Consider the following 24,121-nt stretch of genomic DNA (forward strand, 5'->3'; position numbering starts at 1 on the left):
ATTGACTTTCAACATCAAATGCGAGAATAACATATTTCGCCATAAAAAAAGCGAGTAATTTCTACTCGCTTTTATAAATTATATTTAATTGCTTAAATATTTAATATTGTGGTTTCTGATTACCACTTTACATTTGCAGTTCAGATTAACGCTTATCCATTGCTGGCACATCACGCTGAGGCGAACCAACAAACAATTGACGTGGGCGACCAATTTTTTGCTCTGGGTCAGAAATCATTTCTTTCCATTGCGCGACCCAACCTACTGTACGCGCCAAGGCGAAGATACCTGTGAACAATGCTGTTGGAATGCCTAATGCACGTTGCACGATACCAGAGTAGAAATCAACGTTTGGATACAACTTGCGTGAAACAAAATACTCGTCTTCCAATGCAATTTTTTCTAATGCCATTGCCAACTTGAACAATGGATCATCTTGCAAACCGAGCTCGTTCAAAACTTCGTAACATGTTTCGCGCATTAATTTTGCACGTGGATCGTAGTTTTTATAAACGCGATGGCCGAAACCCATCAACTTCACACCAGAGTTTTTATCTTTGACTTGTTCGATAAAATGAGGAATGTTATCGACTGAGCCGATCTCTTCTAGCATACTCAACGCAGCTTCATTCGCGCCACCGTGGGCAGGGCCCCATAAGCAAGCAATACCAGCCGCAATACAAGCAAATGGATTGGCACCAGATGAACCTGCCAAACGCACTGTTGATGTTGAAGCATTTTGCTCGTGATCTGCATGCAAAATCAAAATACGATCCAAAGCACGCACCAATACTTCGTTAACTTTGTATGGCTCACAAGGATTCGAGAACATCATATACATGAAGTTCGCACTGTAAGATAAGTCATTGCGTGGATACACGAATGGTTGACCGATGGAATACTTGTATGCCATCGCCACCAAAGTTGGCATCTTAGCGATCAAGCGAATTGCAGAAACTTCACGATGATGTGCATCGTTAATATCTAAGGAATCGTGGTAGAACGATGCCAAAGCACCGACTGTACCAACCAATACCGACATAGGATGCGCGTCGCGGCGGAAACCACGGAAGAAAAATTGCATCTGCTCATGAACCATCGTGTGCTTGGTTACGGTATCAACGAATTTTTGCTTTTGCTCTGCATTTGGCAACTCGCCATTCAACAACAAATAACAAGACTCTAGGAAGTCGCCACCATTCTGCGCTAATTGTTCAATCGGATAACCGCGATATAACAACTCACCTTTATCACCGTCAATGTAGGTGATAGAGGAATTACATGCCGCAGTAGACATAAAACCTGGATCATAGGTAAATTTACCCGTGGCACCGTACAACTTGCGAATATCGATTACATCAGGTCCGATGGAACCCTTGTAAATAGGCATCTCGATCGATGGGGAGCCATCAGAGAATGATAGCGTTGCTTTTGTTTCAGAGTTAGTCATGGCTCTTCCTTCGTTGCAGGTGAGTCGTTAATGAAAAATGCGCAAAAAACGCGTTCAAAAGGTACAAAAAATTAAGCGGCGCGTAATCGCGTCAGTAAAGCTTTAACATGAGGTAAATCGAGCTGATCTTCTGGCTCGTTTTTTCCCATTAATAAATCCATGAGTGCGTTATCGGAGATATCCATGAGTCGACTAAAGGCATCAACTTCTTCATCCGACATTGTTTCTTCATGCGCATCTAAAAAGCGCGTCAAAATCAAATCATTCTCCAACAAGCCGCGGCGCGCTCGCCAACGAAGTCTTGCTCGATTTACTGGATCGCTTTGATGCAAACCAGACATTACACCTGACATGATTTTCCCTATCAATTTAACTGGTCAGATTTTTCTAAATGTAGAAAGAAAAATCTGACGCAGATTTCTACTTAGCGCACAACAAAAGCACGCAAATTGACAACAATTAAACTGCGCGACGCACCATTAATTCTTTGATCTTACCAATTGCACGGGTAGGATTAAGGCCTTTAGGGCAGACATCAACACAATTCATAATCGTATGACAACGGAACAAACGGTAAGGATCTTCTAAATTATCCAAACGTGCACCTGTCGCTTCGTCACGTGAGTCAGCGATAAAACGATAAGCTTGCAACAAGCCCGCTGGACCAACGAATTTATCCGGATTCCACCAGAATGATGGGCATGACGTAGAGCAGCATGCGCACAAAATACATTCATAAAGACCGTCTAATTCTTCACGCTCTGTTGGAGATTGCAGACGCTCCTTTTCAGGCGGAATGCTGTCATTGATCAAATACGGCTTGATCGAATTGTATTGCTTGAAAAATTGCGTCATGTCGACGATCAAATCGCGGATCACTGGCAAACCAGGCAATGGGCGCAAAATAATAGGCTCAGACAACTCGTTTAAGTTTGTTGTGCAAGCCAAACCATTCTTACCGTTGATATTCATCGCATCAGAGCCGCACACACCTTCACGGCATGAACGACGCAGAGCCAAAGAATCATCAACGTCCGCTTTGATGCGTTGCAAAGCGTCGAGCAACATTTTGTCTGTGTCTTGCAATTCCACCGTCAGGTCTTGCATGTAAGGCTTCGCATCCTTGTCCGGATCGTAGCGATAGATTTGAAATTTTAATGTACGTGCCATAGTGATCTCTTTAGAATGTACGTGCTTTAGGTTGGAAGGTTTCCACCGTAAGCGGCTTAGTCACAACTGGTTTGTAATCTAAGCGATTACCCTCTGAATACCACAAAGTGTGTTTCATCCAGTTTTCGTCATCACGTTTTTCGTAGTCGCGATGCGCATGCGCGCCACGAGATTCTTTACGCGCATTCGCGGAAGTAATTGTCGCTTTCGCTGTCTCGATCAAGTTATCCAACTCCAGTGCTTCAACACGTGCTGTATTAAATACTTTGGATTTATCTTTGAAAGAAACGTGTTTGCGACGCTCATCCAATTCCATAATCTTGCCTAAACCGGTTTGCAACAACTCATCCGTACGGAACACGCCGCAATACTGCTGCATCGTGCTACGAATTGCATTCGCAACGTCTTGGACTTTCTCTGTGCCTGTACTGTTTTCGAGTTTAGCTAAACGCGACAAGGCCAAATCTGCTGCATCTTTCGGCAAATCTTTATTGCTGCGCGATTTCAAATTACTTGCAACAACGTGATTACCAGCAGCGCGACCGAAAACGATCAAATCCAACAAGGAGTTAGTTCCCAAGCGATTCGCGCCATGCACGGATACGCAAGCGCATTCACCGATTGCATACAAACCGTTGACGACTTCATTCACACCGTTCTTAGTCGTAACGACTTGACCGTGAATATTCGTCGGGATACCACCCATTTGATAATGAATCGTTGGAACGACTGGAATTGGCTCTTTAGTCGCATCAACGTTCGCAAATTTATGACCAATTTCCAGAATCGATGGCAAACGCTTTTGAATCGTATCCGCACCGATGTGACGCAAATCGAGCATGACGTGATCTTTATTTGGACCGCAACCGCGACCTTCTTTGATTTCCTGATCCATAGAACGAGAAACGAAGTCACGAGGAGCCAAATCTTTCAACGTAGGCGCATAACGTTCCATGAAGCGCTCGCCTTGGCTATTCACCAAGATACCGCCTTCACCACGCACACCTTCAGTAATCAATACACCAGCACCTGCAACGCCAGTTGGGTGGAACTGCCAGAACTCCATATCCTGCAAAGGCAAACCAGCGCGCGCCGCCATACCCATACCATCACCAGTATTGATAAATGCATTGGTTGAAGCCGCAAAAATACGACCAGCGCCGCCTGTAGCAAACATCGTGGTCTTAGCTTCCAACATCATCACTTCGCCAGTTTCCATTTCGAGTGCAACTACACCCAAGACGTCACCTGAAGCATCGCGAATCAAATCGATTGCCATCCACTCAACAAAGAAATGGGTACGGGCACGTACATTGCGCTGGTACAGCGTATGCAACAATGCGTGACCAGTACGATCAGCAGCTGCACATGCACGCTGCACTGGCTTCTCGCCAAAATTTGCAGTATGACCACCGAATGGGCGTTGATAAATAGTACCGTCAGCATTACGATCAAATGGCATACCAAAATGCTCTAATTCGTACACGACTTTCGGAGCTTCACGACACATGAATTCGATCGCGTCTTGATCGCCGAGGTAATCGCCACCTTTGACAGTGTCGAACATGTGCCAGAACCAATTATCTTCGGACATATTACCCAGAGATGCACCGATACCACCTTGCGCAGCGACTGTGTGAGAACGGGTTGGAAAAACTTTCGACAGAACTGCCACATTAAGACCAGCTTCTGCCAATTGTAAAGATGCGCGCATACCGGATCCACCGGCACCGACGATGACCGCATCAAAGCGACGGGAAGGGATTGCAGACTTGATTGCAGCCACGATTACACTCTCCACAAAATCTGTGCGGCGTAGCCAGCACAAGCGATCAACCACACGATAGTGGCGACCTGAAACAACAAACGCAATACGACTGAATGCGTAACATAATCCATCCAAACGTCACGCATGCCTACCCATACGTGGTAGAGCAAAGCGATAATGACCGCAAACGTCAACAGCTTGAACCATTGCATCGCGAAAATACCACTCCAAGCAACATAACTAGATTCACTCGAAGTTAAAAACAAAACCAATAGTACGATGGTATAAACCGCCATTAAAATCGCTGTAACGCGTTGCGCCAACCAGTCGCGCATACCATATCCTGCGCCAACAACCAGGCGTTTTGACCCAATATTATTATTCGCCATTTTTAAAACACTCCAAACAATTTCAATGCAACGAGAGCCGTCAAGCCTATGCTCACGAACAATACCGCGACTGCTGATTGACGACCACTGTCTTTATCTAAACCGATATGAAAATCCATCAGCAAGTGACGCACGCCTGCAGAAAAATGGTGCAAATACGCCCACACTAAAGCCAACACAACGAGCTTGACTGGAATCGATGCAAAGAAAATATGCAACATGGCGAATGAAACTTCAGAGCGAAGACTTTGATCAAGCAAGTACAAAGCGAATGGCAATAGCAAACACATCAACATGCCACTAATACGATGCAAAATCGACACAAATCCTGCTAGCGGTAGTCGGTAACCACCAAAGACTGCATCAGAAAGGCGCATCACACCGAAACGCTTCTTATTTTTAACAACTTCAGACATAAATAAACTCCCCCAAAATAACTCAGCACTACAACTCTATAATTTTCGCCTATTTTGATGCATTGCACCAACAGATTTGACGGTTTTCTGAGAATTATTATTCAATTTGATCAAGATTTAAGCAAATAATCTGGTTCAATCTCATTCAAGCATGCGGTTCAACTCAATTCATTCCGATAGTGATGCGCATTCGTTAAGTACAAACCGCGTCGCAACTCCACCGCTCTATCGCCATAAGTAAACGAAATTCGTTCCACACTCAGCAAGGGCGCACCAACGGAAACCTGCAACAAATCTGCAACGTCGACGCTTGCGCAAACCGCACGAATCTCTTCTTGAGCACGAATCATGTGCGTACCAAACTCAGACTCAAAAAGCGCGTACATGGGGCCTTTATACTCGTTTAAACGTTCTATCGTTAAACCTTTAAAAATCGAACCTGGGAGCCACAATTCTTCCAGAATAGTTGGTACTCCAGAGAAAGATTGTACACGCTTTAGAAAAACGACAGATTCCCCCGATTTCATTTCCAACAGACGCGCAACTTCTGCTGGCGCACGAAGACGCTTAACTTCAATGATTTTATTTTCTGGATAAGCGCGCTCACCACTATCAGGCACAAGGCGCAAGAAACGAAATTGTGAGCGAGCCTCATGGTGAGTAGCAACAAATGTCCCCTTCCCTTGCCTGCGCACGACCAAGTTTTCAGCGGACAATTCATCAATTGCCTTGCGCACCGTACCCTGACTGACCTTGAATCTCGCGGCGAGTTCGATCTCACTAGGAATCAACTCACCGGGCTTCCATTCACCAGTTTGCAAGCTTTGCGTAATCAATCCCTTAATTTGCTGATACAAGGGGCTGAAGGTCGGTGCTGCAGAAGAATACGAATCCGCATCGGAAGTTTGCAAACTTTTCGACTCATTGGGCTGCATAGTTGATGACACCGTTGGATTCATAGTCCGCAATTTCACCACAAAAGCAGATAGAAAGTCTAGAGAAAAGTAAAAAACTTATCATGTCTTATATAAGACATAAGATATCGATTGACACAAGCTAAGTGGCGCAATAAACTTCCACCAAGTGGGATGATCTAGCTCAACATTCATAACAATTTTTGACAAATTTAAAGCTAAATAGGCCGCGCAATAAAAAATTCAATCGCATGCGAGTGTCATTCAGCGTTATCATTTCAGCCGCTCATTTCATTTGTTTTCGATTTGGATGAAATAGATTCTTAAAAAGACGTTTCAATCTAATTCTTGGATTAAAGCATTACAATATTATTTTTACACCACTGCGGAGAAATACCATGTCTAAATCCCCTATGCGCGTTGCTGTTACTGGCGCAGCTGGCCAAATCGGCTATTCCCTTTTGTTTAGAATCGCTAACGGCGACATGCTAGGCAAAGATCAGCCAGTCATTTTGCAATTGTTAGAAATCCCTGACGAAAAAGCACAAAAAGCGCTGAAAGGCGTCATGATGGAAATCGACGATTGCGCATTTCCTTTATTGGCAGGTATGACAGCGCACAGCGACCCAATGACAGCGTTCAATGATATCGACGTTGCCTTATTGGTTGGCGCACGTCCACGTGGACCAGGCATGGAACGTAAAGACTTGCTCGAAGCGAATGCACAGATTTTTACAGTACAAGGTAAGGCATTAGATGCAGTTGCATCACGCAATGTCAAAGTATTAGTTGTTGGTAACCCAGCGAATACTAATGCTTACATCGCAATGAAATCGGCACCAAATCTGCCATCCAAAAATTTCACAGCGATGTTGCGCTTAGATCACAACCGCGCCTTGTCACAAGTTGCGGCAAAAACCGGCAAAGCAGTTGCCGATATTGAAAAATTATGTGTTTGGGGCAATCACTCCCCAACAATGTACGCTGACTACCGTTTCGCAACAGTCGCTGGCGCGTCTGTCAAAGACATGATCAATGATCAAGAGTGGAACAAAGACGTGTTCTTGCCGACAGTCGGCAAACGCGGTGCAGCGATCATCGAAGCACGTGGCTTGTCATCAGCAGCTTCCGCAGCGAATGCAGCGATTGACCACGTACGTGACTGGGTACTCGGCACAAACGGCAAATGGACAACCATGGGCATTCCATCTGATGGCTCTTATGGCATTCCAGAAGGCACCATGTTTGGCTTCCCAGTGACAACAGAAAACGGCGAATACACGATTGTTCAAGGTTTGGAAATCGATGAATTTTCTCGTGAACGCATCAACGTCACTCTCAAAGAATTACAAGAAGAGCGTGATGGCGTGAAGCACTTGGTTGGTTAATTGACCTAAAACGGGGCTTGTCGACGAAGACAAGCCCTTTAGTTTGTGTATGAACTCGCTTGATTTGAACTTCGCTAAAACGTAGTTTGAATTCAAGTAGCAAGATTTAACATCCAATATATCGTGCGACGATTTTTCGTACGATGATTTATTACAAGATCGATTAATGACATCACCGCTGATGCATCCATCCCAAGCATTATTTCAAGATCAAGCAGCGCCGATTTTTTTACCAGTGTGTGATCACTATGCTGGATCAGAAAAATTGATGTTGAAGTCATTGAGTCTGCAAAACGAGCTCGGACCAGTATTTGATATTACATTTGACTGTGAAGATGGCGCAGCCGTTGGCAATGAATTCGCTCACATACAAATGTTGACGCAGATCATTGCGTCTGACGACAATCAATTTAATCGTATTGGCGTGCGCGTTCACCATCTCGACCATCCATCATTTCAGCAAGATATCGAACAACTTTTGCGTTCCCGCGAAGCCTGTGAAAAACTCGCTTACATTGTACTTCCTAAAGTGAATACGGCGAATGAAGTCCGCACAGCCATTGATACCATAAACCAGTTATCGCAAATCCATAACCGCAAAGCGATACCAATACATCTACTGATAGAAACACAGAGTGCATTGGCAAACGTGCAGGCCTTAGCCGCAATCCCTCAAGTTGAGTGTTTGTCATTCGGCATTATGGATTTCGTATCATCTCATTGGGGTGCCATTCCAGCTAGCGCAATGCGTTCGCCAGCTCAATTCACCCATCCACTTGTGATGCGTGCAAAACTTGAAATCGCAGCAGCTTGTCATTTGTATGGCAAAGTGCCATCCCACAGCGTCACCACGGATTTTAAAGACCCATCGATCACGCTCAGTGATGCAACCAGAGCGAGTCAAGAGTTTGGTTTCGCGAGGATGTGGAGTATCCATCCTAATCAAATTAAACCGATTGTTAAGGGAATGGCACCACGTAGTGCCGAAATTAATGAAGCAGTCGCGATTTTGACCTCTGCGCAAGAAAATCAATGGGGACCAATAGAATTACACGGTCGCCTGCATGACAGAGCCAGTTATCGTTATTATTGGACTGTCTTAAAGAAAGCAAGTATGAGTGGCGTCAATCTGCCTGAAGGTGCACAATACTTGGTCTAAGCAATCTCTTAGTCGGAACCTAAATCGCAATTTTTGAAATACTGAAGGGGCATCATGAAAACATCACCATTATTACAGCAGACACTGGCCAAATTACTGATCACTTTATGTGCTTCTGGCTTATCAGTATCTGCAGTCGCATCCGATGCGACAACTAGCCCTAGCTCGGTAAAAAAACAAGTCAAAGCAAAACCGACAAAAGTTGCTAAGGCAAATAACAAAAATACAGAGACCGATACATCTGAACCAGAGCCAAATATCGAAAAAAGTGCAGACACCGAATACAAATGCGAACTTGGGAACTCACTGGTAATGTATGAGCATCCAGAAGATAACCAAAGTTTAGCCATGCGCTGGAGAAATCGTCTGTACAAATTAACTCGCGTGGAAACTTCCACTGGTGCACATCGCTTTGAAAATCAAAAAATTGGTTTGGTGTGGATTAACATTCCATCAAAAGGCATGTTGCTCGACTCACGCCGCGGCCAACAATTAGCGAATGAGTGCAGAAGTACAAAGATCGCAAGCTTAGAAACAAGCGACACACAAATTAAGTAAGACTCAAACAAGTTAATCTAAACGTTTCAATCTTTAAATCCGTATCACCTCACTTCATTGTTCATCATCGAATATAAGGAACAGCCATGAGCCAAGCAAACTATCAAGACGCGTTTAAAACGCTGAAAGATTTCAAAATCACAGACACTAAGAAAGGTAAATTCTTTTCTTTGCCTGCACTGGAAAAAAATCTAGGCATCAAAGTATCACGCTTACCGATTTCCATCCGTATCGTGTTGGAATCCGTTTTGCGTAACTGCGACGGCAAAAAAGTGACTGAAGAACACGTCAAGCAATTGGCTAACTGGGGTGCAACTGCGGCGCGTACGGATGAAATTCCATTCGTTGTTTCTCGCGTGGTATTGCAAGACTTTACTGGCGTCCCTTTACTGGCTGACTTGGCTGCAATGCGTAATGTCGCAGCAAAACAAGGCAAAAATCCAAAGAACATTGAACCATTGGTCCCAGTTGATTTGGTCGTCGATCACTCCGTACAAATCGATCATTTCCGTGAAAAGAAAGCACTTGATTTGAACATGAAACTGGAATTCCAACGCAATAACGAGCGTTACCAGTTTATGAAATGGGGCATGCAAGCTTTTGATACGTTCGGCGTGGTTCCTCCAGGTTTTGGTATCGTGCATCAAGTCAATCTTGAGTACTTGGCACGTGGCGTACACAAAGCATCTGATGCAAAGAAAAACGATGTCTACTACCCAGATACTTTGGTAGGTACAGATTCCCACACAACGATGATCAACGGTATCGGCGTTGTTGGCTGGGGCGTGGGCGGTATCGAAGCCGAAGCTGGTATGCTCGGTCAACCAGTTTACTTCCTGACACCAGACGTTGTTGGCGTGAATTTGACTGGCGCATTGCGTGAAGGTTGTACCGCGACGGATCTGGTTTTGACGATCACAGAAATGCTGCGCAAAGCCAAAGTTGTTGGTAAGTTTGTTGAATTCTTCGGCGAAGGCACTCGCACATTGTCACTCACTGACCGCGCAACGATCGCTAACATGGCACCAGAATACGGCGCGACCATGGGCTTCTTCCCTGTTGATGAAGCGACCATCGATTACTTCAAAGGCACAGGCCGTACTAAAGCAGAAATCGACGCATTCGAAGGCTATTTCAAAGCACAAAAAATGTTCGGTATCCCTAAAAAAGGCGACATCGATTACACGACAGAATTGTCATTAGATTTGTCCACAGTTGCACCATCATTAGCTGGTCCAAAACGTCCACAAGATCGTATTGAAATCGGCAACGTCAAATCGACTTTCTCTGATTTGTTCAGCAAGCCAACTTCCGAAAGTGGCTTCAATAAGAAAGCAGAAGATTTGACAGCGGTGTACACCAATACCGATGGCGTCAAAGTGAAAAACGGCGACATCTTGATCGCGGCAATCACGTCATGCACAAACACTTCCAATCCTAGCGTGCTATTAGCAGCTGGTTTGTTAGCGAAAAAAGCAGTTGAAGCTGGCTTGAAAGTGTCTCCACACATCAAGACTTCATTAGCGCCAGGATCTCGCGTAGTAACGAAGTATTTGGAAGCAGCTGGCTTGTTGCCATATTTGGAAAAACTCGGTTTTGGCGTGACAGCTTATGGCTGTACAACATGTATCGGTAACGCAGGCGATTTGACTCCAGCAATGAACGAAGCGATCGTCGCGAACGACATCGTTGCAGCAGCTGTGTTGTCTGGCAATCGTAACTTCGAAGCACGTATTCACCCGAACATTCGCTCCAACTTCTTGGCATCGCCTCCGTTGGTAGTCGCTTACGCGATCGCTGGCAACATGAACAAAGATTTGATGACGGAACCTGTTGGTCGCGTCAAAGGCAAAGACATTTTCTTGGGCGATATCTGGCCAACTAGCGCAGAGATCAACAAGTTAATGAAGTTCGCGATGAATTCTAAAACATTCAAAGAGAACTACGCAGACGTTAAGGGTGCTCCAGGCAAGTTGTGGGAAGACATCAAAGGCGTGGCTGAAGGTCAAGTCTACGACTGGCCAAGTTCCACCTATATCGCAGAACCACCATTCTTCGCTGACTTCACAATGGAACCAAAAGCAGCGGCGACTGGCATCACTGGCGCACGTGCTCTGGGCGTATTCGGTGACTCGATCACGACTGATCACATCTCCCCTGCTGGTTCAATTAAAGAATCTAGCCCAGCTGGTAAATGGTTGAAAGAACACGGCGTATTGAAAGCTGATTTCAATTCCTACGGTTCACGTCGTGGTAATCATGAAATCATGATGCGCGGTACGTTTGCTAACGTTCGTATCAAGAACTTGATGATCCCAGCGAAGGAAGATGGATCTCGCGTAGAAGGTGGCGAAACTTTATTCCAACCGACTGGCGAGCCAATGGCGATCTATGATGCTGCGATGAAGTATGTTGCAGAAGGCACGCCAACTATGATCTTCGGTGGTGAAGAATACGGTACAGGTTCATCACGTGACTGGGCTGCAAAAGGTACGCAATTGTTGGGCGTGAAAGCGGTTATCGCTAAGTCGTTCGAACGTATTCACCGTTCTAATTTGGTTGGTATGGGCGTATTGCCTTTGCAATTCATCGGTACAGATGGTGTTGATTCTTTGGGCATCACAGGCAATGAATCTTTCGACTTGAAAGGTATCGAAAACGATATCAAGCCACAACAAGAAGTGACTTTGGTCATCAATCGCGCTGATGGTAGCAAACAAGAAGTGAAAGTCTTGTTGCGCATCGATACACCAATCGAAGTTGACTACTACAAACACGGCGGCATCTTGCCATTCGTGTTGCGTCAATTGCTGGCTGCGTAATCTAGGATAGTAAAAGGAGAAATAAGGGATGAAGCTTTAAGGTTTTATCCCTTTTTTTTGTGGCATTGAGGATAAGTGCCGAGAACAAAATTTATAGGGTCGATAAAACACGCGCGGGCAGATCTTTGATAAACCACAAAAGCTAGCTCAAATACGATGTTAGTATTTAAGCGAATGCGTTGTCGATTTCATGCTTGCCATATGATTTATCTTCTCGCTTTCCCAGTTTTTGATACGGTGCTCGAACATGTCACAGCCAAAACTAGCCTCAAATTTTATAGTTCTAGACTCGAATCAAACAGCAACAGAGTTGCCCGTTACAGATCGAATCTACGAGGAGCTCGATGCGAATTTTGGACAATTTAAAGCGTGCTTACTGGTCTCGGAATATACATTTTCTACCGATTGGGTGTCATGGGAAATGCACCCAAACGGTGACGAAACTCTTTACCTAATTTCGGGAAAGGCGACTCTGCTTTTGTACTCAAAAGGCGTAGAAAGCCGGATTGAGTTTAACTCGCCAGGTAGTTTTGCGATCATACCCAAAGGCACCTGGCACACGGCCTTGGTTGAAACGCACTGTACGATTTTATTTATTACGCCTGGCGAAGGCACAATAAACGGATCGGATCCGCGTCCCGCAGAAGATTACATGGCGAATTCCTAGCGGTCGCGATTGCAATGAAGTTTTAATGTTTGTATTTTTTTGTTTCTTTTTAATTTAGCAAAGGGAGTCTTTATGTGGAAAGCACTAGTAGGTTTTTTAGTTTTCGCAGCAATCGCTTTATTCTTTATTTTCAAAGCTGGTGACAAGATGGATATGCAGGGTGAAGCTGGCGCACATTCGGGCGCGGCCTCTGAGCATGTTTCTGCACCTGCTGCATCTGCTCCGGCAAGTACGCCTGTACCGGTAGTAGACACTGCTGCATCAACAGCATCCGTGCCAGCAACCCCAGCAACCGACCCAAGTCCAGCTGCGGCTTCTGCTTCAGCAAGCAAATAAGTAGTCAATCGACTAAAACAAAAGCCAGACTTCTAAGATAAAGTCTGGCTTTTGTCTATACAGAACCATTAAATCTCAAATCCTATTCGGATTTTTCGGTCTATGTGCTTGCAAAACTCAACAAATCATCTCCAACCAAACGATATTTAACCCATTCCGCCTGCGCCTTAGCACCGACAGAGTCATAAAAATCAATTGCGGGCTGATTCCAGTCTAAGACGCTCCATTCGAAACGACCGCAGCCCTCTTCCACCGCGATTTGCGCCAAGTGACGCAGCAAAAACTTACCAGCGCCCAAGCCGCGATGTTTCAGCGATACGTACAGATCTTCTAAATAGAGGCCTTTTTTGCCTTGCCAAGTGGAGTAATTGTAGAAATAAACTGCGAAGCCGATCGCCTCGCCATTCATTTCACAAATCAGCGCTTTAGCTGGTGAGTCGGCAGAGAAAATACTGCTTTCAATTTCTGCGATACTAGCCGTAACTTCATGCTCGGCTTTCTCATACACGGCGAGCTCAACAATAAATCCATGAATGATGGCTGCATCTGAGGGGACAGCTTTTCGAATAACAAGTGACAAAATAAACCTCGACTAATTTTTGAAAATTTAAAGTGCTTTCAAAGATTGCTCGATATCGGCAATCAAATCTTCCACATCTTCTAAACCAATATTGAAACGCACTAGTATGCCCTTGGCGCTCCAAGTTTGGCGCATGCTTTCTATACGATATGGGACGCACAAACTATGCGAACCACCCCAACTAAAACCAATTTTGAAGAGCTTCAATTGATTCACGAATTGGTCGGTTTGCGCTTCTGTAAATTTCTCATCAAAGAGCACGGAAAATAAGCCACCCGCGCCATTGAAATCACGTTTCCAAACATCGTGACCCGGGCAATCATCCCACGCAGGATGAAGTACTTTCGCGATTTCTGGACGGCTCTTCAACCACGCTGCGACTTTGCGCGCTGCTATATCATGTGCTTCAAAACGCAGCTTCATGCTTTGCAAACCACGCAGCACCAGGTACACATCATCCATCCCCACACCAAAACCCAAACGCATGTGTGCCATCAGTAAGCGATTATTTAACTCTGCATCTTTGGTAATCACAGCGCCCATCAACACATCTGAGCCACCGCTTTGATATTTTGTCAACGCTTGCATGGAAATATCGACTCCGTGCTCGAAGGGCTTATATGCGATGCCTGCAGACCAAGTATTGTCCAACGCGACTAATACCCCTTTGCTATGCGCAGCAGCACAGATTGCTGGTACATCAGCGACTTCCATCGATACCGAACCAGGTGCTTCAGTCCAGATTAATTTGGTGTTGGGCAAAATCAAATCGGCGATATCTGCGCCAATCATCGGGTCATAGAAACGAACGCTAATACCAAAACTTCGTTTAAGCCATGCCCCTTGGTCTTTGTTTGGACCATAGGCATTATCGGGCACCAAAACATCATCGCCCGTTTCGAGAAACGCCATATTCACCAAAGTGATCGCGGCTAAGCCACTAGGTGCGAGCACGCAGTGGTTACCACCTTCAATTTGAGCAATCTCGCCTTCTAATTGAAAGCTGGTTGGTGTGCCGTGCAAGCCATAGGTGTAAGTCGATTTGTTTAGCCAACTGCGCGCACGCATTGCTTCGACATCTTTAAATAAAACCGTAGAGGCATGATGAATTGCAGCGGGAAAAGCGGAAAACCCATCTGGCACTTCATAAGCAGGATGAACAATCGCGGTACTTGAACCTTGTTGTTTGCTAGTCATAATAATGTCGTTAAAAAATCTTAAAATCAATAAAAAAACAGACAAAAAATAGGGGCGAAAATTCGCCCCTCTACATTACACAATACGAAACTTAAATTGCCTCGCCCCACAAATCGTGAGCATCAGCAGCGGTGATTTTTACTTCAACAAACTCACCGACTTTCAACTTGCGATGTGGTTCGAATGGCGGCTTGACGTAAACGACACCATCAATCTCTGGTGCATCCGCCGAACTGCGACCAACACCGCCGCTACGATCGAGGCTATCGATGAGCACACGCATCGTCTTGCCAACTTTCGCTTGCAAACGTTTTTTAGAAATCGTCTCTTGCAATTCCATCACGCGACGACGACGATCTTCACGTACCTCATCTGGCAATTGGTTAGCGAGTTCGTTGGCGGTTGCACCATCAACTGGGGAGTAAGCGAAACAGCCTAAACGATCAATCTCAGCTTCTTTCAAAAAATCTAAAAGATATTCAAATTCTTCTTCTGTCTCCCCCGGGAAGCCCGCGATGAAGGTGGAACGAATCGTAATTTCCGGGCACATTTCGCGCCAAGCTTTGATGCGTTCAATATTCTTCTCACCACTTGCCGGACGCTTCATGCGTTTCAATACATCTGGATGGGCATGCTGCAAAGGAACATCGAGGTAAGGTAGAACGTGTCCATTATTCATGAATGGAATGATCTGATCGACATGTGGGTAAGGATAAACGTAGTGGAGACGCACCCAGGCGTCGTATCGCTTGGCGAGTTCACCGAGTGCTTCAACCAGTTGTGTCATATGTGTTTTGACTGGCTTACCGTCCCAGAAACCAGTACGGAATTTCACATCAACACCGTACGCACTAGTATCTTGAGAAATAACCAGCAATTCTTTGACGCCAGCTTTGAACAAATTCTCCGCTTCGACCATCACCTCACCAATTGGACGAGACACTAAATCACCGCGCATGGATGGAATAATGCAGAAGCTGCAACGATGGTTGCAGCCTTCAGAAATCTTTAAATAAGCAAAATGTTTTGGTGTGAGCTTAACACCTTGTGCTGGCACCAAATCAATGAAAGGCTCATGCGGTTTTGGCAAATGCAAATGTACTGCACTCATCACTTCTGTCAACGCGTGTGGTCCGGTGACCGCCAAAACTTTCGGATGTATGCTTTTAATCAGATCATTGCCATCTGCATCTTTTTTCGCACCCAAACAGCCTGTAACGATGACTTTGCCATTTTCACTAAGCGCCTCAGCGATGGCATCTAACGACTCCTGAACGGCAGCATCGATAAATCCACACGTATTCACGACCACTAAATCAGCACCATCATAAGACTTGGCCGTTTCGTAACCTTCTGCACGCAATTGTGTGAGGATTTGTTCTGAATCGACTAGCGCTTTCGGGCACCCGAGGGAGACAAAGCCAACTTTTGGCGCGACTGGCGTAGATAGGGGGATAATAGTTTCGTTAGACATAATAAAAAAGGATACAAAGCAATTCGCTATTGTACCCTTTCTAAGCTACTTACTACAGCTTGGACGACGATAGATTCGCCGCAAGCGTTTGAATTCATTACTTTTTCTTATCATCTGGCACGAATGGGAATCCAAACATATTTTTTGATTGGCTCTGCATCTGCTCTTGCATTTGTACAAATAAATTTTTACTTTGATCGATGTAGTTACCCATCATGCCTTGCATCATTGGGCCTTGCACATTCATAAACTGGGTCCACATTTCAGGACTAAATGGCTTGCCTTCTACGCCGCCACTCGCGCCTTCGGTGAGTTTATTTTGAATATCAATGAATGCCTGAATGTTCTTTTCTAAATACGAGCCCATCATGCCTTGCATGGCGTGGCCGTAATAACGAATAATTTGCGCCAAAGCGACGCTAGAAAACATAGGCGCACCACCCGCCTCCGCTTCTAAAATGATTTGCAACAAAATACTACGCGTTAAATCTTCGCCCGTTTTCGCGTCGACCACAGCAAAATCATCATTCTCCATAACGAATTGCTTGACATCGACCAAGGTGATATAGCTACTGGTTTGCGTGTCATATAAGCGACGATTTGGGTATTTCTTAATCAAATGCTTGCTTATTTTTCTTGTGCTATTCATTGCATTCTCGTTCAAAAACTGCATTAAAAAATAAAACTAAGATGCTTACGACAGACTACCATGCCCGTAAACATCTTAAGGGAACTTTGCACTACGCAAATCTGCGTGAAGCAGCATGGCACTTAGTGCAAAATTCTTGGGAATAGTTCATTTGCGAAAGGCCAAATGATTACCCCATATGCAAACCACCATTGATAGAGAAGTCAGAACCTGTCGCATAACCACCTTCATCTGATGCAATCCACGCCACAATAGAGGCGATTTCTTCTGGTTCCGCCAAACGTTTAACTGGAATACCAGCAACGATCTTTTCCAACACATCAGGACGAATCGCGCGAACCATGTCAGTCCCAACATAGCCAGGCGAAACGGTATTGACTGTCACACCTTTAGTCGCGACTTCTTGAGCCAAAGCCATACTAAAACCATGAATGCCCGCTTTCGCCGTGGAGTAGTTCGTTTGACCAAACTGACCTTTTTGACCATTGACCGAAGAAATATTAATAATACGTCCCCAGCCGCGATCAACCATACTCTCGATGACTTGTTTTGTAACATTAAACAAGGAATTCAAGTTGGTATCAATTACCGCATCCCAATCCGCTTTACTCATTTTACGGAATTGACCATCACGGGTAATGCCCGCATTGTTAACCAAGACATCGACTTCGCCAATTTCAGTACGAACTTTTTCAAATGCGGCACGGGTCGATTCCCAATCCGAAACGTTACCTTCCGATGCATGCACTTCATAGCCTTCAGCGCGCATATCGGCCAGCCATTTATCTTTACGCGGTGAATTTGGACCACAACCTGCAACAACGATATAACCGTCTTTACAAAGACGCTTGCAAATTGGAGTTCCAATACCACCCATACCACCAGTTACATAAGCAATTCGCTTTGACATACTTAATCTCCAGAGTTTCAATAAAAGGCACTACTAAACTGATCCACTACACTTACCTTTAAGCCGACTTAATCAGCTCTCACTTTGACGTAGCGTCCAGGAGCAGGCTCTAGCTCACTATACCCTACCGCTCCCATTTTGGCGGGTGCTTTTACCATTTTTCCACCATGTTCTGCTAAAAATGTTGCCCATTGTGGCCACCAGCTACCAGGACATTCAGTAGCCGCATCTAACCATGCTTGCGAGTCATTACCTAATTTATCATTGATCCAATAGTTGCGCTTGTTTTTTGAGGCAGGATTAATGACTCCAGCGATATGACCGGAAGCCCCGAGCACAAAACGATTTCTACTTTTTTTCTTCGGATTCAAAATACTAGCCGATGCAAAAGCGGCCTGCCAAGGAACGATATGATCTTCTTTAGAGCCATAAATAAAGACTGGGGCATCAATCTTTGCCAAATCAACTTTGTTGCCAGCGACAATAAGCTTTCCCGACTCTTTCAAGCTATTTTCTAGGTAAGTATTGCGCAGGTACCAGCAAAACATCGGCCCCGGCAAATTCGTACTATCCGAGTTCCAATATAAAAGATCAAAAGCAGGTGGCTTTTGGCCTTTTAGGTAGTTGGACTGAACATAGTTCCATACCAAATCATTCGGACGCAGACTGGAGAATGTGCTTGCTAAGTCACGACCTGGCATCAAACCTCCACCACCCAAAGTTTGCTCGCGCATACTAACTTGAAGTTCGTCGACAAATACGTCTAAAACACCTGTGTCACTAAAGTCTAATAAAGTGGTCAACAAAGTCAGGCTACTGGCTGGATGAACTTCACGATCTGCCAGCACTGCTAAGGCAGTTGAAACAATAGTCCCACCGACACAAAACCCAAAAATATTGATTTTTTCTTGCTTGGTAATCTCTTGTACAACTCCTATGGCTTTGATCGCACCGACTTCTATGTAATCGTCCCAAGTTACGCCTGACATCGTTTGATCTGGATTGGCCCAAGACACCAAGAACACGGTATGCCCTTGTTCCACCGCATAACGAACTAATGAATTCTCAGGCTGGAGATCCAAAATATAGAACTTATTAATACATGGAGGTACCATTAACAATGGCCGTTGATGTACCGTTTTCCCTAGGGGCTTATATTGAATCAATTGAAACAAGCGATTTTCAAACACCACAGATCCTTCTGTGGTTGCCACATTTTTTCCAACTTCAAAGGCTGACTCATCCGTCAAAGAAATTCTGCCCTTTTGCAAGTCTTCGAGCATTTGTGTAATGCCCTTCATCAAGCTCTCACCACCTGTCTCTATCAACTTAGCTTGCGCTTCCGGATTCGTTGCCAAGAAATTGGCCGGCGACATCGCATCAACCATCTGCTGCACGGCAAAGCGAATTTTTTGTTTTTTCTTTTCTGAGGCCTGCACCGATTCAGTCAACAAACCTAAGAAGCGCGCATTTAATAGATAGATAGCGACGTTGTAAGCATGGGTTGTCTGCTGATGCCAATCGCTAGCAGAAAATCGCCTATCGTCGAACTGTGGCAACTTCGACGCAATAAAATCCTGCCAAAGCTTTCCAAGTTCAATCAAATATTCAGACTGCAGACGGCTCAATACAGCTGGATCAATCTCCGCACCATATTCCTTTAAAGTGGATAAGATTGAAGAGTCATGTGCAAACGGATTGCTCAATCCTGCACTATTCACTTTCATCCAATCTTGCATCGGATTGTGCTTCATTAATTCTTGCATCCAATTCGCAAACATCGTCTGAGGGTTATCACTCATCATGCAATTTTCCTAGTTTTAAAGTATTGTCACAAATACTGATTCCAGTGTGATACAACATCAATCTCGAACCAATCAACCTAATTTGAACACTATGGCTTTTCTGTATCTTATCGCAATCGCGTGGGTTTATGTCGTACTCTTAATGTCTCTCGCAGAGTCTTCACTCATTGCAGGAATCATGACGTTCATCTTCTATTGCGTTATCCCACTTGGTTTAGTCTTGTACATACTGAGTTCACCAGCGCGCAAACGACAAATCAAAGAAAGGGAAAAAGCCCAGATCAAAGAACGGCAACAATCGACACAACAGGACGATACTACTCAAACCAAATCCAACTAGCCATGCGACCGGTGATTCCATCACGGCGATAAGAATAAAATAGTTCTTCTTCTGTAAATGTGCAGTGATCGCCACCGGAAACCTGCACAATATCCAAGTTCAATAAAACATTACGTGCCAGGCCATAAATATCTGCAAAGAACTTTCCTTCAACTGATGATGGTCGAAAACAAGCGCGATGACTATCTTGTTTTTGACAAAAGGCCTCTAACACATCGGTGCCAACTTCAAAAAACTGCGGTCCAATTGCCGGTCCCAACCATGCAGAGATATGCTGAACACCACTCGCGCGCATTTGTGCAACTGCGTTTTCAATCACACCACTAGCCAAACCACGCCAGCCAGCATGAACCGCAGCGACGCATCGCCCATCGTCAGCGGTCAGCAATACTGGAAGGCAGTCTGCAGTCAATACCGCACATACTTGTTGCGCCGAATTCGCGTAACAAGCATCCGCTGGCGTCATTCCATCTAGTTGTAGATCAGCAGCATTCACAGTCATGTTGCCATGAATTTGTGATAAGAATATGACAGGTGACGGCACAAACTCGGCTAAACATGCCCGATTCATTTTGACAGTATCTGCAAAATCCCCAACATGATTTGCCAAATTCAAGCCGGCATCACCACTTGCATCGCCGTAGGGTGCAAGACTAACGCCACCAATACGGGTACTAGAATAGGCTCGAACATTTTTCGGACAATCTGGCCAATCCGGTTTAATCAATACTAAGCCAGTATCATCGTCAACAAGCAAACTCATGGCAAAGGCATCCCAGCACGTTCGAGTAAATCGATGAAATCGGCCTCCAATGGAATACTCCATTCCACTGGCAAATTACTCACCGGATGGATCAAACCTAACTTTCGCGCCTGCAGAGCCTGTCTCGGAAAGAATCGTGCTAAGTGCTGCTTACCATATAAAGTGTCGCCAACCAGGGGAAAGCCCAAAGACTGCATATGCACACGAATTTGATGGGTACGTCCAGTTTCCAGATGACAGGCCACCAAACTCACCGAAAATCTCTCCAGCATACCAGTGGAGACCCGCTGAAAATGGGTAATCGCAGGTTTTGCCAAAATACTGAATGACACTGCCATCTTCAGTCGATCACGTGAATGACGTGCCATCGCCGCATCAACCGTACCTGACGCATTCGGTGTTCCCCAAACCAAAGCAGAATATTCTCGCTTCACGGTACGTGCTTGCAATTGCCTCACTAACTCCGTTTGTGCGGTCAAGGTTTTCGCCACTACCATCAAGCCAGAAGTGTCTTTATCGAGTCTATGTACGATCCCTGCGCGCGGCACGGCAGCGAGTGCTGGCCGATGAAACAGCAAGCCATTCAATAAAGTTCCCGACCAATTCCCTGCCCCCGGATGGACCACTAAACCCGCTGGCTTATTCAAAACCAAAATCGCATCGTCTTCGAAAATAATGTTGAGAGGAATGTCCTCGGCAATAAAAGCATTATCTTCAAGCGCAGCTTGAGGTTCAATGACGACATTCTCGCCACCGAGCATAATCGTCTTTATTTTTGAAGGATGACCATCAACTTGGACGTATCCCTCTTCTATCCATTGCTGGAGACGTCCCCGAGAATATTGAGGAACCAATTTAGACAAAACTTTATCTAAACGATCCCCACAGATACTATCTGGCAAACGCAATGAGATAGGTTCAAGCTGCTGAATTGGCTTAATTTGCCCTTCCAGCTCAATTTCATCAAGCTCAAGCTCGGTATCGGTTAAAATCATTTCGTCTTTTGGTATAACATTAATTGCCATCGGCTATAATCCGTAAATTATTCTCATGCACATGCAAAGTTTATGCACATTAAATATATAAAATTGTTAGGTTTGGCTCTATCTTTATCACTTGCTGGCTGCGGCATTTTCGGCGACAAAGTGGAGGAAAGTAAAAATTGGACCGCTGAGAAATTATACGCTGAAGCGAAAGATGAACTAGCATCTGGCTCCTATGATCGCTCCGTTCAATTGTTTGAAAAACTGGAATCTCGCTATCCATTCGGCGCTTATGCACAACAAGCACAATTAGAAATTGCCTATGCCCATTATAAACAAGGTGATCAGGCACAAGCATTAGCCGCTGTTGATCGATTTATTAAATTACACCCAAATCATGCTAACGTCGATTATATGTACTACTTACGTGGCTTAATCAACTTCAACGATGATATGGGCTTTTTCAGTTTCATTGCCAATCAAGATATCACTGAGCGCGATCCAAAAGCGACCCGTGATTCATTCGACGCATTCAAAGAACTTGTAGTCAGATTCCCAAGCAGCAAGTATACGCCAGATGCGATTGACCGCATGAAGTATTTAGTCAACTCCCTTGCTCAATACGATTTGCATGTAGCGAAGTACTACTTACGGCGCAATGCTTTTGTAGCAGCCGCCAATCGTGCACAATCAGCAATCAAAGAATATCCAGATGCGCCAGCAATTGAGGAGGCTTTAGTAGTTTTGATCAAAGCATATGACGCCATGGGCATGGTTGAATTACGTGATGATGCAAAACGAGTATTTACTAACAATTTCCCGAAAAGTAATTTAATCGAAACCTACGGCTCCAAAAAAGCGTGGTGGAAGTTTTGGAGCTAGCACGTCGATAGACAACTTGTTCATATCAAAAAGCCTCGGATTTAACGTCGAGGCTTTTTTATGATTGCACCAAGCTCAAGCTCGGCGACGGAACACCCAATTGGTCGCATCAGACTCTTCTTCAATAAATTGATAGCAGTCCCAATCAAAATTTTTGAGGTCTGAAGATTTCTTTATTTGATTAACCGCACAGAAACGTGCCATAGAGCCGCGTGCCTTTTTTGCGAAAAATGAAATCACCTTAAATTTCCCGCTGGAGAAATCTTGGAATATCGGCTGGATGACGGGAACTGGCAAGGATTTTAACTGAATGGCTTTTGAATACTCTTCAGACGCCAAATTTAGTAAAAATTTTGATTTGGAATCCTGCAATTCCAAGTTTACTTGAGCAGTCAGTTTATTTGTCCAATAAGCATAAAGATTGTTTCCAGCGACATTTTTTAATGCACTCCCCATTTCTAATCGATATGCCTGAATCAAATCCAATGGCCGCAACAGTCCGTACAAGCCAGATAAAATACGCAAATGCTTTTGCAAATAGTTAATTTCTTTTCGCCCTAAGCCTCTTGCTTGCAAACCGGAATAGACATCGCCATCAAATGCAAATACTGCTTGCCGTTGAACGATCGGTGCTCCTACATTGGTTAACTGTGCAAAACGTTCCGTATTTAAATTGGCGAGATCGGGCGAAATCTTCATCAACATTTGCAAATCCGATGACGTCAGTTGAGAGGCAACGCCGGCGAGATATTGAGTTTCAGCTGGAAATTGGATTTGACTAGTAGAATTGACTACACTTGGGGAAGAAAAGTCTAGACTTTTCGCTGGCGACAACAGAATCAACATAAATAGTTACGAACAAAGAAAAAAGAGAGGAAAGCAAGGAACGGGGGAAATCAGTCACCCTATTCCAAGCCCAAAAGCATGACATTAAAAATTATTCTTGATACGAATGTTTGCTTGGATCTATTTGCATTTAAAGATCCACGCTGGCACCAGATACTACCAGCTATACAAGAAAATCAACTGCTCGCGGTCACTCGACAAGATTGCCGGGAAGAATGGCTGGCGGTATTGCACTACCCACATTTACCAGTGGATGATGATAATCGCGCTGCGATTGTATCAATTTTCGACGAATACATCAGCGTCGAACATCATCCGGCAAAGCCAATCAAGCTACCCATCTGTAGCGATAAAGATGATCAAAAATTCTTAGAAGCCTGCCGTGACGCCAATGCTGACATTTTGGTCACGAAAGACAAAGCCCTACTAAAATTAGCTAGAAAAATTAAGAATTTAAATTTATTTGTGATTGAAACGCCCGAGAAATTCATCACTCGTTTAGTTGCAAAACCACAAGCTTTGTAAATAAATTCATTAAATGCACAATAAAGTGATGACAAATTTTGTTGCTCAGGGTTATCCTTACAGCATGTTGGTTTGATTGCCACTGATAAACTTTTTAAGTGCTTTCAGCCGTGCAAAAATATTTCTCTAT

At 44.6% G+C, this 24,121-nt stretch carries 25 protein-coding genes; 9 read left to right on the plus strand and 16 right to left on the minus strand.

All coding sequences use genetic code 11. The annotated features are described in order from the left end of the window. Positions 1 to 145: 145 nt before the first annotated feature. The 7 genes from gltA to H8K52_RS01960 form a co-directional block, all read right to left on the minus strand. Entirely contained in the window at positions 146 to 1,450 is a 1,305-nt protein-coding gene (gltA, locus tag H8K52_RS01930; RefSeq protein ID WP_186889509.1) for a citrate synthase, read from the minus strand. Positions 1,451 to 1,521: 71 nt separating this feature from the next. Next, positions 1,522 to 1,791 carry an FAD assembly factor SdhE gene (locus H8K52_RS01935; RefSeq protein ID WP_186920958.1) on the minus strand — a complete coding sequence of 90 codons (270 nt, stop codon included), beginning with the start codon at positions 1,789 to 1,791 and terminating at the stop codon, positions 1,522 to 1,524. A 118-nt stretch (positions 1,792 to 1,909) separates the two neighbouring features. Beyond that, the gene (locus H8K52_RS01940; RefSeq protein WP_186920853.1) at positions 1,910 to 2,620 is read right to left on the minus strand and encodes a succinate dehydrogenase iron-sulfur subunit; all 711 of its coding nucleotides are present in this window, start codon (positions 2,618 to 2,620) and stop codon (positions 1,910 to 1,912) included. 10 nt (positions 2,621 to 2,630) lie between these two features. Further along, the gene (gene sdhA / locus H8K52_RS01945) at positions 2,631 to 4,406 is read right to left on the minus strand and encodes a succinate dehydrogenase flavoprotein subunit (RefSeq protein WP_186920855.1); all 1,776 of its coding nucleotides are present in this window, start codon (positions 4,404 to 4,406) and stop codon (positions 2,631 to 2,633) included. 2 nt (positions 4,407 to 4,408) lie between these two features. Continuing rightward, entirely contained in the window at positions 4,409 to 4,777 is a 369-nt protein-coding gene (sdhD, locus tag H8K52_RS01950) for a succinate dehydrogenase, hydrophobic membrane anchor protein (protein ID WP_186920857.1), read from the minus strand. A gap of 2 nt (positions 4,778 to 4,779) precedes the next feature. Further along, entirely contained in the window at positions 4,780 to 5,193 is a 414-nt protein-coding gene (gene sdhC / locus H8K52_RS01955) for a succinate dehydrogenase, cytochrome b556 subunit (protein WP_186920859.1), read from the minus strand. A gap of 158 nt (positions 5,194 to 5,351) precedes the next feature. Then, complete coding sequence (locus tag H8K52_RS01960; RefSeq protein WP_186920960.1) at positions 5,352 to 6,128, minus strand: GntR family transcriptional regulator; 777 nt, start codon at positions 6,126 to 6,128, stop codon at positions 5,352 to 5,354. A gap of 377 nt (positions 6,129 to 6,505) precedes the next feature. On the opposite strand from H8K52_RS01960, the gene H8K52_RS01965 reads away from it, so the two are divergent. From H8K52_RS01965 to H8K52_RS01990, 6 genes are all read left to right on the plus strand, one after another. Then, positions 6,506 to 7,495, plus strand: a complete 990-nt coding sequence (locus tag H8K52_RS01965) for a malate dehydrogenase (RefSeq protein WP_186920861.1) — start codon at positions 6,506 to 6,508, stop codon at positions 7,493 to 7,495. A gap of 166 nt (positions 7,496 to 7,661) precedes the next feature. Then, positions 7,662 to 8,654: an HpcH/HpaI aldolase/citrate lyase family protein gene (locus H8K52_RS01970; RefSeq protein WP_343044118.1), complete on the plus strand. Its 993-nt coding sequence runs from the start codon at positions 7,662 to 7,664 to the stop codon at positions 8,652 to 8,654. A gap of 54 nt (positions 8,655 to 8,708) precedes the next feature. After that, the gene (locus H8K52_RS01975) at positions 8,709 to 9,212 is read left to right on the plus strand and encodes a hypothetical protein (RefSeq protein ID WP_246464192.1); all 504 of its coding nucleotides are present in this window, start codon (positions 8,709 to 8,711) and stop codon (positions 9,210 to 9,212) included. 86 nt (positions 9,213 to 9,298) lie between these two features. Next, the gene (gene acnA, locus H8K52_RS01980; RefSeq protein WP_186920863.1) at positions 9,299 to 12,034 is read left to right on the plus strand and encodes an aconitate hydratase AcnA; all 2,736 of its coding nucleotides are present in this window, start codon (positions 9,299 to 9,301) and stop codon (positions 12,032 to 12,034) included. A 247-nt stretch (positions 12,035 to 12,281) separates the two neighbouring features. Beyond that, the gene (locus tag H8K52_RS01985; protein ID WP_186920865.1) at positions 12,282 to 12,701 is read left to right on the plus strand and encodes a cupin domain-containing protein; all 420 of its coding nucleotides are present in this window, start codon (positions 12,282 to 12,284) and stop codon (positions 12,699 to 12,701) included. Positions 12,702 to 12,773: 72 nt separating this feature from the next. Beyond that, on the plus strand, positions 12,774 to 13,037 hold the full coding sequence (locus tag H8K52_RS01990; protein WP_186920867.1) for a hypothetical protein: 264 nt from the start codon (positions 12,774 to 12,776) through the stop codon (positions 13,035 to 13,037). A 100-nt stretch (positions 13,038 to 13,137) separates the two neighbouring features. Here H8K52_RS01990 and H8K52_RS01995 read toward each other — a convergent pair whose 3' ends face one another. The 6 genes from H8K52_RS01995 to phaC all read right to left on the minus strand — a co-directional run bounded on the left by H8K52_RS01995 (position 13,138) and on the right by phaC (position 19,652). Further along, a complete protein-coding gene (locus tag H8K52_RS01995) occupies positions 13,138 to 13,617 on the minus strand; it encodes a GNAT family N-acetyltransferase (protein ID WP_186920869.1) in 480 nt (159 codons plus the stop codon). 27 nt (positions 13,618 to 13,644) lie between these two features. Then, positions 13,645 to 14,814: a cystathionine beta-lyase gene (locus H8K52_RS02000; RefSeq protein WP_186920871.1), complete on the minus strand. Its 1,170-nt coding sequence runs from the start codon at positions 14,812 to 14,814 to the stop codon at positions 13,645 to 13,647. Between the two features lie 91 nt (positions 14,815 to 14,905). Then, positions 14,906 to 16,288, minus strand: a complete 1,383-nt coding sequence (gene rimO, locus H8K52_RS02005; RefSeq protein ID WP_186920873.1) for a 30S ribosomal protein S12 methylthiotransferase RimO — start codon at positions 16,286 to 16,288, stop codon at positions 14,906 to 14,908. Positions 16,289 to 16,385: 97 nt separating this feature from the next. Continuing rightward, the gene (phaR, locus tag H8K52_RS02010) at positions 16,386 to 16,937 is read right to left on the minus strand and encodes a polyhydroxyalkanoate synthesis repressor PhaR (protein ID WP_186920875.1); all 552 of its coding nucleotides are present in this window, start codon (positions 16,935 to 16,937) and stop codon (positions 16,386 to 16,388) included. A 169-nt stretch (positions 16,938 to 17,106) separates the two neighbouring features. Further along, positions 17,107 to 17,847 (minus strand): 3-ketoacyl-ACP reductase, encoded by a 741-nt coding sequence (locus H8K52_RS02015; RefSeq protein ID WP_186920876.1) that lies wholly within the window; start codon positions 17,845 to 17,847, stop codon positions 17,107 to 17,109. 68 nt (positions 17,848 to 17,915) lie between these two features. Then, positions 17,916 to 19,652 (minus strand): class I poly(R)-hydroxyalkanoic acid synthase, encoded by a 1,737-nt coding sequence (gene phaC, locus H8K52_RS02020; protein ID WP_186920878.1) that lies wholly within the window; start codon positions 19,650 to 19,652, stop codon positions 17,916 to 17,918. Positions 19,653 to 19,752: 100 nt separating this feature from the next. Between phaC and H8K52_RS21140 the strand changes: the two genes are divergently transcribed. Next, complete coding sequence (locus tag H8K52_RS21140; RefSeq protein WP_246464225.1) at positions 19,753 to 19,992, plus strand: hypothetical protein; 240 nt, start codon at positions 19,753 to 19,755, stop codon at positions 19,990 to 19,992. On the opposite strand, the gene pgeF is transcribed toward H8K52_RS21140, so the two are convergent. Beyond that, positions 19,970 to 20,755 (minus strand): peptidoglycan editing factor PgeF, encoded by a 786-nt coding sequence (pgeF, locus tag H8K52_RS02025; RefSeq protein ID WP_186920879.1) that lies wholly within the window; start codon positions 20,753 to 20,755, stop codon positions 19,970 to 19,972. The genes H8K52_RS21140 and pgeF overlap by 23 nt on opposite strands. Next, positions 20,752 to 21,780 carry an RluA family pseudouridine synthase gene (locus tag H8K52_RS02030; RefSeq protein ID WP_186920881.1) on the minus strand — a complete coding sequence of 343 codons (1,029 nt, stop codon included), beginning with the start codon at positions 21,778 to 21,780 and terminating at the stop codon, positions 20,752 to 20,754. The genes pgeF and H8K52_RS02030 overlap by 4 nt, the downstream gene beginning before the upstream one ends. A gap of 42 nt (positions 21,781 to 21,822) precedes the next feature. Here H8K52_RS02030 and H8K52_RS02035 point away from each other — a divergent pair, with 42 nt between their 5' ends. Then, entirely contained in the window at positions 21,823 to 22,620 is a 798-nt protein-coding gene (locus H8K52_RS02035) for an outer membrane protein assembly factor BamD (RefSeq protein ID WP_186920883.1), read from the plus strand. A gap of 75 nt (positions 22,621 to 22,695) precedes the next feature. Here H8K52_RS02035 and yaaA read toward each other — a convergent pair whose 3' ends face one another. Further along, complete coding sequence (gene yaaA, locus H8K52_RS02040) at positions 22,696 to 23,466, minus strand: peroxide stress protein YaaA (RefSeq protein ID WP_186920885.1); 771 nt, start codon at positions 23,464 to 23,466, stop codon at positions 22,696 to 22,698. 78 nt (positions 23,467 to 23,544) lie between these two features. On the opposite strand from yaaA, the gene H8K52_RS02045 reads away from it, so the two are divergent. Then, positions 23,545 to 23,991: a putative toxin-antitoxin system toxin component, PIN family gene (locus H8K52_RS02045; protein ID WP_186920887.1), complete on the plus strand. Its 447-nt coding sequence runs from the start codon at positions 23,545 to 23,547 to the stop codon at positions 23,989 to 23,991. The last annotated feature ends 130 nt before the right edge of the window (positions 23,992 to 24,121 follow it).

It is taken from the genome of Affinundibacterium seohonense, from assembly GCF_014284305.1.
Lineage (GTDB): Bacteria > Pseudomonadota > Gammaproteobacteria > Burkholderiales > Burkholderiaceae_D > Undibacterium > Undibacterium seohonense.